Annotated in this window: 9 protein-coding genes; 4 read left to right on the top strand and 5 right to left on the bottom strand. The window is 67.3% G+C overall.

Translation table 11 applies throughout. The features are described from left to right. Positions 1–25: 25 nt before the first annotated feature. The 5 genes from AX737_RS08160 to AX737_RS08135 form a co-directional block, all read right to left on the bottom strand. Positions 26–841, bottom strand: coding sequence for a transposase (locus AX737_RS08160; protein ID WP_156453593.1), 816 nt, complete (start codon positions 839–841; stop codon positions 26–28). A gap of 182 nt (positions 842–1023) precedes the next feature. Then, complete coding sequence (locus AX737_RS08150) at positions 1024–1866, bottom strand: hypothetical protein (protein WP_066920474.1); 843 nt, start codon at positions 1864–1866, stop codon at positions 1024–1026. A 2-nt stretch (positions 1867–1868) separates the two neighbouring features. Next, positions 1869–3413, bottom strand: coding sequence for an AAA family ATPase (locus AX737_RS08145; RefSeq protein WP_066920472.1), 1545 nt, complete (start codon positions 3411–3413; stop codon positions 1869–1871). Between the two features lie 30 nt (positions 3414–3443). Continuing rightward, positions 3444–4508, bottom strand: coding sequence for a nucleotidyl transferase AbiEii/AbiGii toxin family protein (locus AX737_RS08140; RefSeq protein ID WP_066920470.1), 1065 nt, complete (start codon positions 4506–4508; stop codon positions 3444–3446). Next, positions 4505–5341: a DUF6088 family protein gene (locus tag AX737_RS08135; protein WP_082772947.1), complete on the bottom strand. Its 837-nt coding sequence runs from the start codon at positions 5339–5341 to the stop codon at positions 4505–4507. The genes AX737_RS08140 and AX737_RS08135 overlap by 4 nt, the downstream gene beginning before the upstream one ends. 184 nt (positions 5342–5525) lie before the next feature. Between AX737_RS08135 and AX737_RS08130 the strand changes: the two genes are divergently transcribed. The 4 genes from AX737_RS08130 to AX737_RS08115 all read left to right on the top strand — a co-directional run bounded on the left by AX737_RS08130 (position 5526) and on the right by AX737_RS08115 (position 9439). After that, positions 5526–6089 (top strand): hypothetical protein, encoded by a 564-nt coding sequence (locus AX737_RS08130; RefSeq protein ID WP_245293411.1) that lies wholly within the window; start codon positions 5526–5528, stop codon positions 6087–6089. After that, on the top strand, positions 6089–6439 hold the full coding sequence (locus AX737_RS08125; protein WP_066920468.1) for a hypothetical protein: 351 nt from the start codon (positions 6089–6091) through the stop codon (positions 6437–6439). The genes AX737_RS08130 and AX737_RS08125 overlap by 1 nt, the downstream gene beginning before the upstream one ends. A gap of 194 nt (positions 6440–6633) precedes the next feature. Then, entirely contained in the window at positions 6634–7707 is a 1074-nt protein-coding gene (locus AX737_RS08120) for a hypothetical protein (protein WP_066920478.1), read from the top strand. Positions 7708–8569: 862 nt separating this feature from the next. Beyond that, on the top strand, positions 8570–9439 hold the full coding sequence (locus AX737_RS08115) for a restriction endonuclease (RefSeq protein ID WP_245293410.1): 870 nt from the start codon (positions 8570–8572) through the stop codon (positions 9437–9439). Positions 9440–10144: the final 705 nt, after the last annotated feature.

Genomic DNA, 10144 nt, shown 5'->3' with positions numbered 1-10144 from the left:
CCGCCGTTGTGGCTGGGACTGGCGCTCACGACCGCCCTCCCCGCGTCTGTGCGGCCCCGTACAGCCGGTTGCGCGGATCCCACTGCGTCAGGCCGATCGGCCCGTTGATGACGTTGACGCGGGCGTTCGGCCCCATGCCGACGAAGCCAGCGAGCAGGGCGTGCATCACGTCGAGGTAGAGCCGGCCACCGGTCAGCGCGACCTTCTCGAACGGCTCATGCCCATTGCGGGTCAGTCCGGCGATCTCGGCGCCGGCATGGACGCCGATCATGTCCGGCCACCGCGGCAAAGGTGGCTTGAGCCAGCGCGTCGTCACGCCGCCCGCGATCATCCGGGCTGCAAAGTCCGCACTCAGCTGGGCATTGTAGTCCGCGATCGGCGTCGCCGCATCGTGGAAGCCGAACCGGGCGGAGTGGAAAGCCACGCGGGCGCTACGACCGACGGGATCAGTCGCGCACAGGGTGCGCCAGAGCGGTCCGTGGTAGCGCGCGATCGCCGGGATGCGGCTGGGATCGGGCCGCTTGGCCACCGAGCAGGCGAGCACGAGGAGGGCCGTGGACGGCCGCAGTGGTGATGCCGGATTGCGAGGCTCCGGGGGAGAGCTCTCGCGCCGCAGCCGGACGAACTCGTCGCGCTCGGTCGTCGTCAGGCCGGGATCGGCAGTCGGCGGCTCGGCCTCGCGTCCTCCCGCGCCGCGGTCAGCCTCCGCGACCCAGTTCTGGATGGTCTGGCGCGATGGCTTGAATTCGCGGGCGAGGTCGGTCGGGTCGCGGCCGGCACAAACCAGATGGATCATTTGCCGACGGAACTCGGCTGGGTATGCGGGACGGGTCTTGGGCATCGGGCAAACACCTCACGCGAAAGCGTTCTCGGTGTCCATCAAGCCGGGGCAAGCTCAGGTCAGCCAGCAGCGCCTCCTCGTCGTCTCTCCCCCGAGGCACCTTGCGCTGCGTCGAGCCTGCTGGCCAAGCGCCCGGCAGGCGCGCCGCTCGGACACCGTCAGCACGGTCCGGACGATCGCCCTCAGCCGACCGCCGCGAAGCCACCGTTGCAGAACCAGTCGCTTTCGGCCCAGGCCTCGTAAGCCGCTCCTCGCCAGCCATTGAGACGCCCCGCAAGACAACTCTCAGCATGCTCTTCGAGGTAGGCGCGAACATGGTCGACGCCGCTCGCCTGAAGGCCGATCAGGAGATGTCGAATGTTGAGCAACTCCTCCGCCGCCTCGGAACCATAGAGCGATGACAGCTTCAGTCCTCGAAAATGCCTCTTTACGCGCTCGGCGAGCAGCGGGTCCCATGCAGCCGAGGTCTCCACTCGAAAGCGCACGGATGCCGGCGCGACTTCCACGACGTCGGCGTACAGCCAACGTTCGTCGGCGACATCGTCGAAGTACGGATGGATCGAAACATCCTCGGGAGCATGGGGGACGCTCGCGAGCTTGGCCTTATTGCAGTCGCTACACGCCGGGACGAGGTTGACCGGCACGACAGCCAGCGCCGGATAATGCGCCTTGGGCAGGTGGTGATCGAGCGTGGTCACCGTTCGATGCGCGCATAACGGACAACGCCCTTTGGCTGCCGCGAAGATGTCGTCGTAGATGGCGCGGCCGGGGCTGCTCTGCTTCGCCATGCGACCCGTGTAGACCGCCTCCATCTCCGCCGTCGTCACCGTGCCGTTGACGAGGGGATCGCGTGCGATTTGGTCGAGAGCCTGCGCTTCCGCCGCCGCCACATAGGCGTCCGACGCATCGCTAATCGCCTGGGTGGCGCCTGTCAGCTTCGCCTTCAATGCCGGCAGACGCACCCGGCTAATGCAAGCGGCGAACGTGTCTTCGGCCGAGTAGGGCGGACGATCGAGCTTCAGCATCACTAGACGTCGATCTGGCGAGCGGCGATGAGGGCCCGGATGATGGCCTTGGCTTCGCCGCCCAACTCGCCGTCGAAGCGGCCGACGACATCCTCGTAGTCGTCGCCCGCAGCAACGGCGTCCCGCAGCATTTTGTGAAAGCCCGAGTCGGTGACTTCCAGTCCGAAGATCTCACGCGTCAGGATGCCGACGTTCTCGCCGAAGGTCTCGATCTCGGGGCGGTCCGCCTCCACCCGAGCATTGATGCGGCGCACCTTCCAGACACAGCTTCGCGGCACCTCCTGCAATACGACCGGCGAATGGGTCGCGATTATGCCGACGCCGTTGCGGTTGATCAGCAGATCGGAGAGCGCGCGGACCAAGGCCGACAGCAGCGGCGGATGAAGATGCGCCTCGGGCTCGTCGAGCAAAACGAGCGTGCGCTCTTCGACGGTCTCCACGAGGCGCGTAATCGTCAGCAGGACGATCTTGTGCCCCGAGCTCAGTTTACCGAACAGGGAGCGCGCCCGCGCCCGAAACTCCTTCTCGGGCAGATCTTCGTCCGCAAGCGACGCAACCTCGGCGTCCTTAAAGATTGGATCGGCCTCAAGCATCTCCAAGGCGCGCCGCCATCGGCTCACGCGCGCGCCCTGCCGGCACAACCAGACGCTGCGGCCGAAGACCGACGAGAGCTGGTCGGGAGTCCGCGGCGGGTGCGGCTTGCCGTCTTCGCCGAGGCCCCTACGTCGCAGTCCAATATAAGCGTACTGCACGCCGCTCGACTTATCCTGGCGGGTCGGGAGAGGGCCGAAGGGATCGAACGCGCTGAAGGTTACCGAGACAAGGTTGGCAAACAACCGTTCGTCGATCAGGTCTTCCGTGTCGCCCTCGAACGATCCGACATCCTCCCCGTCGGCCTCGGCGCCGACGAGCGCGCGGGTCATCCCGTTCAGCAGCCGCGTCTTGCCCACACCATTCCGGCCGATCAGCACGTGAATGTTGGTGGGTGGCTGCGACTCCGGCTGGACCGCGAAATCGAGACGGACCGGGTTGATCCGCGACCGAGGCGGCTTAGACGCCGTGTAGCTGAACTTGTAGCTCGACAGACGCGCGCCGCCGCGCGCCATTCTGTAGAACTGTCCCTGCACGCTTGCTGGCGTGACGGCGCGCAGCAGCGAGACGCCGGTCACCTTCTCGTCGAGAGCCCGCCGAAAGAGCTCGGTGTCGAAGGCGACGTCCTTCAGCGCCCGCAAGATGAGGTCACGCTGTTCGGGGCCGAGCGCGTTCAACGCCTCGTAGTAGCTGTCGTCTTGGCCGAGCGAGAAGAAGCGGTCGTCCAGTGCATCGAAGTTTTTCGGAATGGCGGCGCGCCGCTGGCCCTCCTCCATCTCGAACTGGCCGATCTTCACGCTCCCGATTTGATGGCGCTCGCCGTCCTCGTCGTACACGACGAGCGTGTACATGGTGTTGTACTTGAACCAGTCGTCCCAGTTGTCAGTCAGGAGGTAGGCGCGATCCTTCGCGTCCGCCGCCGGCCGAACCCCGTTATCAAGGACGCGGAAATACATCGTTCGCCCACCTCGTGCTCCCGCGCCTGATCATGCTCGCCTGTCCGTCGCGTTCAGCGCACGCTCAAGAGCCCTGACGCTTCCCAGCACGTCGTCGAAGGCCGGCGGCTCTCCGAAGATCATGCCCGTCATCGCGCGATAGTCGGTCCTCAGCTGATCGACCATGCCGTCGTGAGGCATCAGCGCGAACCTGCCTGGCGCGGCGCTCGCCAGGTCGAAGTCGGGCCTGTTGAAGAACATGCGGGCGTGAGCGACGCAGTCGGCGCCGAGGTCGAGATCACCTGCCGCCGTCGTTCCAACCGCCTCCTGGGTGAGCCTATGGAGGTCGTAATAGTGCCGCGACACACGCTGACCGCCGCCCTTGAGTTCGCCGCGGTTGTCGAACCAACGGCGCAAGCCATGGAGGATGACGACCTTGTCCCAGAAGGTGCGCTCCGGCTCGACGGTGCGCACCGCCGGCACCGTCAGGTCGAGCGCCGGCAGGTCATCGTCGACATAGGGCTTGATCGGCACCTGGCGATTAGGGTCGAGCGCCGACTTCGCGCCGGACTCGATCTTGATCGCCGCCCGCACATAGTCCGAGCGCGGGGTCGTCGCGGGATACCAGACCAACAGCGTCTGCCCGTCGGGATCGGCATCGTCGGGCTCGACACGGGTGCCCCCAGTTTCGAGACCGGCGGCGGTCAGGCGGTCGTTCAAGATAGCGGTCAACGCCTCGCGCACTGGCCCGTTGATGTAGGCTTGGCAGGCGTCCCGGATCGCATCAAGCCGCGCTTTACGCTTCTTGCCGCTGAGCGCTTCGAGCTCAGCGATGGTCGCATGCGCGCCGATATCGTCACGGAACACTGTGACGTCGATGTCTTCCGAGAAGCGGCTGATCAGCCCGAAGCCTTTCGACAGCGAGGTGCCGCCCTTGAAGAGGAGGCGGGGCCCACCGTCGGGGAGACCGTGGAAAAGCGCGTCTAGGGTCCAGCAAACCCAGAAATCCTTCTCGACGTTCTGCGACGTCGTGCCGAGCCGGGCCGCGGTGGTGTCGAAAGCGCTGAGCATCGTCTCGGCGCCCGCCGAGAACACTTCGTCATAGGCCGGGTTCATGCGTTCGATGTCCGTTTCGGCGCGCGATGTGCGGGCTGCGCCCACTTTGCGGCGCCGGCTTTTTGACGCGACCGCCCGGGATCGCCGGCCTGCCGCGCGGCAGCCGGACTGTGGCGGCGATGATCATGATCATCATCGTCGTCATGGCCATGATGCTCATCATCGCCGCTGCGTTTCGCCGACGCACCGTCGTCGCCCTCGACCACCGTCTTCAGTAAAACGCGCATCCAGGTCGGGAGCGTCGTCATCCCATCTAGAAGATCCGCTCGGAGCGGCGGTCCCGCCTCGGGATCGTCGAGCAGCGTGCGGAGCTTGCGACGCACCCGGTCGGTCTCGCCATCCCTCCCGAGCAGGTCGCGCATCCAGTGTAGCGCCTGGACGACGCGCATGGCCGGGCGTCCGGCCCAGAAGAGCTTGCTGGCTGCCGTCGGGCGGAAGCTGATGGTCACGTTGCCCAGCCGCAGCGCGCGGCGCCGGGCGTCGGAATGGACGACGATCTTGGCGGGGACGGCGTCCGTCAGCCCGAGGTCGTTGGCCGCGGTCATCCCGTCGACCAGCATCCGGACTTGGTCGCGGCGACCGAGCGCCTCGATCACGGAGCGAGGATCGGGCGGGTTCGGTTTCTGGGTCAGCTTGTTGAAGCCAGGCCGATCATAGAGCCCGCGGTCGATCCGGCGCAGCTGCTCCGCCTTCGTCAGCCGCTGAAGCGCCTTGTCGACCGCGTCGCGCGAGCCGAGGTCGAGAAAGTCGGCGGGCGTCCACACCTTGCGCGGCCCGTCCTGCCGCATCCGGTGCAGCACAGCGGCCTTAAGGTCCGTCGGCGAGTCGTTCATGTCCGAAATTTGTAGCCTTTTTTCGGACGAATGCCAAGCTGCTAGTCCGAAGAAGGTGTACAAATTTCGGACAGAGGCCGCTTCTCTGCTAGCGAGTTGGAGAAAACCAGAGCGTAACGCCGGATACCCTTGACGAGGCGATCCAATTTCACCACCTTCACGCCACTCAAGTGAGGATAGTGAATTGCGGCATCGACTGATCGATCTGACCGGCGGCCGGACCGTCCTCTCGGGCGCAATCCCGGGACGGAAGCTGCTGAGCACGCTGATCGCGGTGACGCGCTCGTCGGGGACACCGACACCCGCCTTCCTCGACTTCGACCGGGTCGAGGTCGCGACCGCCTCCTTCCTGCGCGAGGCCGTCATCGGATTCCGAGACTACGCCCGGCAAACCCTGCCCAACATCTACCCCGTCGTGGCCAACCTCCTCCCGGCCGTCGCCGAAGAGCTGGAGTTCTTCGTTCGCGCCCGTGGCGACGTGCTCTGGAGTTGCGAGCTCGACACCCAAGACCGCGTCCTCGGCGCCCAGCTGATCGGCGACCTCGACCCCGCCCAGCGCTCGACCTTCGAGGCGGTGATCGAGCTCGGCGCCATTACCGCGCCAGAACTCGCCGCCCGCTTCGGCAGCCAGGGCATCGGGCCGACCGCCTGGAACAACCGGCTATCGGCGCTGGCCACCAAGGGCCTGCTCGTCGAACGCAAGCAGGGCAAATCCAAATCCTTCAGCCCGCTCCTGGAGACCGCCTGATGGGCCTCGACTACATCCGGGCACAGACCGGCAAGCCGTGGCGAAAGCGCTGGGATGGCGGCCTCGACCGTCTGAAAGCGCCGACGCTCCTCGACCTTACCATGTCCGAGGCCGCCCGCACCGTCACCGCCGACCTGAACGCCGGCTCCCGCGTTAGGGCCGGCGACACGCTGATCGTCCAGAGCGGACCCGACGGCCTCGCCGTCAGCGACGGCCTGCGCGCGATCGGGCGGGTGGCCAACCCCTCGCCTGAGCTGACGGCGGCCATCCGCGACGGCGGCGGCTACGCCGAAGGGGTGCTCCAGCGCGTGGGGCTCTTCGGCGACACCGCGGAGATCAGCGTGAAATGAACCGCCGACCGTCCCATGAGCCCTCGCGCCACTTCCCGCAGCCACGGCGGCTCTGGGACGACGCCACGCGCCACGCCCCGTCGCTGGGCTGCCCGACCTGCCTCGACCGCGATCGCTGCGGCGGCCTCCACACCGACGCCGGCATCCTCGACTGCCGCGACCTTTGCTCCTGCCAGGACAAGACCAAGTGCGACATGGTCTGCCGGTTCAATCCGCGCGCCTTCGTGGCCCGGATGCGGGAGGTCGAAGGTCTCGGTTTCGAAACGGCGCCGCGCCCCGTGGCCAACGGCGTGCCCCCACTGCCGGCGATCGTTCCCTTCGTCGATCACCGCTACGGACGCGCGGCGACCCTCGACGAGCCGGCCGTCGCGATCTCGCTCTATGAGCTCGTCAACCTCGCGACCGGCAAGCCGCACGTCGCTTCCCGTACCGACCTCGCAGCGCGGTTCCTGATCCCCGAAGGCGCGGCGATCGTGGTGTCCGGCGTCGACAAGGATGGGCCCATCGAGCGCTGGTGGGAACTCAAGGACCGGCCCGCCATCCTGGCCGCATTGCGGGCGCTCGGCGTCACGCTCGTCACGACGCCCAACTACAGCGTCCTGACGGACGTGCCGCGCACCGACAACCTTCACGCCATGAAGCGCATTCTGCTGGCCTGGACGGAGATGGCGGGGGCGGGCCTGCCGACCGCCCTGCATGTGAACGGCCGCACCCAGCACGACTACACCCGCTGGGCCGAGCTCATCGCCGACCGCCCGGAGATCGAGATCCTCGCGTTCGAGTTCGCAACCGGCTGCGGTCGGGGCGAGCGGATCGACTGGCACGTCGCCCAGCTCTGCGCGCTCGCCGATCACGTCGGTCGGCCGCTCACGCTCGTCATCCGGGGCGGCGGGCGCAAGCTGGACATGCTCCGCCGGCACTTCTCCGACGTCACCCTGGTCGAGACCGAGGCCTTCTCGCGCACCATCCGCCGGCGGCGGGCCCATCTGACCGAATCGGGCCGGCTGAAGTGGGTGAAGTTCCCGACCCCGGAGGGGGCGCCGATCGACGACCTCCTCGCGCACAACGTCGCGCTAGTGCGAGCCTCCTATGAGACCTGTGCCAGGCCCGCCTTGCGGTTACGGCCGCCGACGCGGCGCATTCGACGCGCAGCGCACCGAGACGACGAGTCCGTCCAGCCCGGCCTTTTGCGCCAACTCCACCTGTCCGGTGAGGCTCGGGGCGTCGCCCCAGAGCCGCAGGGCGTGGTCGCCGCTGCGAAATCGTAACTCGGCGGCGTCATGAGCAAGCGCGCGAAACAACCGACCGATGCCGTAGCCGTGGCCCGTGCTTCGGGCATGTCGCGATGCGCCGTCGGACGCGGCCATCCGCAGCGCCGTTCCAGAATCCGTCAGCCCGGCGAACTCAGGGTTCTCGCGCAAGCTCGCCAGCACGCCGCGCCCCGCGTCGGCGACGACGAACTCGAAGGCGCCTTCGCTCGCGGCATAGGCCACAACGCCGCTTTCCGGCCGGCCGCTATGCTCGAGGACATTGTCCAGCAACTCGCCGAGGGCGCCCATGAGCCCCGCTGCCAGTTCCCGCGCGAGACCCGCCGCGACGGCCGCGTTCTCGGCATGCTTAGCCCACTGATCCCAGACCAAACGTTCGGGCCCATCACCCTCAGGGTCATGGCGCGACAGCGGGAACACGCCCGCTCGATCACGGGCGCCCGCGCCGCTAACCGTTCCTTCCTGAAGTGCGCGGTTGATCTGATGGAATACGGGCGGCTCGACAGTCACGGCGCTATAGGCGTCGGGCAGCGCCGCCATCGCCGTCGCCAGCTCGACCAGCGGCCCGATTCGGCCAGACCGGGCCAGCGTGACGGCGCCGAGTGTCGGCAGCCGTCCGGCCACCGCCTGCCACAGCAGGTCGTCGATCGCCTCGAAGCTAGCACTGATCCTCTGCGACTCCTGGTTCACTCCGCCCCCTGCCTTCGTCTCGGGCACATGCTGGCCGGCTGCTGCCTGCGGCGTCTCCCCCGACCGATCTCACATGACGGCTGCAGTGTCGTCGACCTCAACGCCAAACACCACCGGATTCCTCCCGTTTCTTGTATGAGGACAAGCCATTAGCTCGATACGCTCCATCGATTTGAGACTGGTCGACGACCTCGTGGATTTTATCCGGGGGCGCGGCTATGTGCTCGACTTCTCCGACTCCTCCTTCGTGGACTTCTTCGCGAGCGAGCTCGACGTCGACATCGACGATCCCGCCTATGCCGAACATGGCGGATCGAAGGGCAAGCGCTTGCGCTGCTTCCTGCAGAAGGTCGATGACGCCAGCGTCGTCCGGACCTTGCGCGCCCTCTGGGACCATCGCGCCGCGTGGCTGGCCCATACCGGTCAGTCCGACCCGGTGCCGAACGCCGAGGGACGCTTCCTCGCGCTGGTCGCCCGGTTGAACGGCGCTCTGGAGAGCAGTCGCGATCAGCGGCCACAGCCGGCGACCGACTGGCGCCTGCTCGCCGGGCTCCGCGACGATCTCGTCCGGATCGCGAGTCTGGCGCCGCAGGATCGCGGCTATGGGTTCGAGGACTTCCTCCGGCGTTGCTTCGACATCGCCGGCCTCAAGGCGCGCGAGCCCTTCCGCAATATCGGCGAACAGATCGACGGCAGCTTCCTGCTCGGCGAGGAGACCTATCTGCTCGAGGCCAAATGGCAGGCGAGCCCGACGGGCGTCGGCGATCTCCATGCCTTTCACGGCAAGATTGAGCAGAAGGCAGCCTGGGCGCGCGGCCTCTTCGTCAGCTACCACGGCTTCACCGCCGAGGGCTTGACTGCGTTCGGCGCCGGGAAGCGGCTTATCTGCATGGACGGTCGCGACCTTCACGACGCGCTCGACCGCCAGATTCCCTTGCGCGCCGTTCTTGAACGCAAGGTTCGTCGCGCCGCGGAGACTGGCCGCGCTCAGGTGCCCGTCGGCGAATTGTTCGGGCTGGTGACGACGGGGGCGGCACGATGATCCTCACCGACAACGAAACTAAGGTCGACCTCCTGAACAACGAGGCGATCGCCAGGACGATCGTGAAGCTGCTGCGCGGCCAGCCAGACTAGCCGGTCAGAGCGTGGTCGTACACCTCGCAAGAACTGGGATAAGCGGCGGCCTCCGCTGGGGCATAGCGGCAGGTGTAATCGGCTCGGCAGCCCGCGCAGGCATCGCGAGCAGAAAGACGCCCACGGCGCAGATAGCGCACGCCTCACCCCTCCTTTTTGCAGCGCTTCGAGGGGGGTGAGCCGCACAGCTTCGAGATGTTGCGGTGTCCGACGCACTTCCCGTCAGGCGCCCGCCAACCTGGTCCGCCCTTGCAGCCGCAGTGGTTGCAGAAGCCGCCCAGCCTGCGGTGCAGGCGGTAGGAGAGCGGATCCGTTATCGGCTGGTGCTCCTCTCGGGTCGCTCGAGGCAGCGCAAGCCCCGGCTCTGGTAGGTCTCCTGCGCCGGCAGCGCGCGGGCGCAAATGATCGCGATCGCCTCTCGGAGGGCCTGGGCGCGGAGAGCTCCCGGCCGCCGGCAAACAAGCCGGATGGCTCAGTGCCGTCGGGACGAACTGGTGATCCCGGAAGGGCGCCTCCTGCGATCAGCTTCGCGGGGCTTCGGGGTACACGCGCTCGAGCGCCGCCGCGCTGTCCTGCGGGCGCGTGTTGAAGGCGATGGCGGTTGCCGGCGCGG

Source organism: Methylobacterium sp. CCH5-D2 (assembly GCF_001556475.1).
In the GTDB taxonomy this organism is placed as follows: domain Bacteria; phylum Pseudomonadota; class Alphaproteobacteria; order Rhizobiales; family Beijerinckiaceae; genus Methylobacterium; species Methylobacterium hispanicum.
Note: the sequence above shows the minus strand (reverse complement) of the source record. Positions and strands in the feature narration are given on the sequence as shown.

Coding starts and splice junctions, on each gene's coding strand:
- AX737_RS08125 (WP_066920468.1), top strand. CDS start 6,089: ATGGGCCTCGACTACATCCGGGCACAGACCGGCAAGCCGTGGCGAAAG.
- AX737_RS08140 (WP_066920470.1), bottom strand. CDS start 4,508: ATGAACCCGGCCTATGACGAAGTGTTCTCGGCGGGCGCCGAGACGATG.
- AX737_RS08160 (WP_156453593.1), bottom strand. CDS start 841: ATGCCCAAGACCCGTCCCGCATACCCAGCCGAGTTCCGTCGGCAAATG.
- AX737_RS08145 (WP_066920472.1), bottom strand. CDS start 3,413: ATGTATTTCCGCGTCCTTGATAACGGGGTTCGGCCGGCGGCGGACGCG.
- AX737_RS08135 (WP_082772947.1), bottom strand. CDS start 5,341: ATGAACGACTCGCCGACGGACCTTAAGGCCGCTGTGCTGCACCGGATG.
- AX737_RS08150 (WP_066920474.1), bottom strand. CDS start 1,866: ATGCTGAAGCTCGATCGTCCGCCCTACTCGGCCGAAGACACGTTCGCC.
- AX737_RS08120 (WP_066920478.1), top strand. CDS start 6,634: ATGGTCTGCCGGTTCAATCCGCGCGCCTTCGTGGCCCGGATGCGGGAG.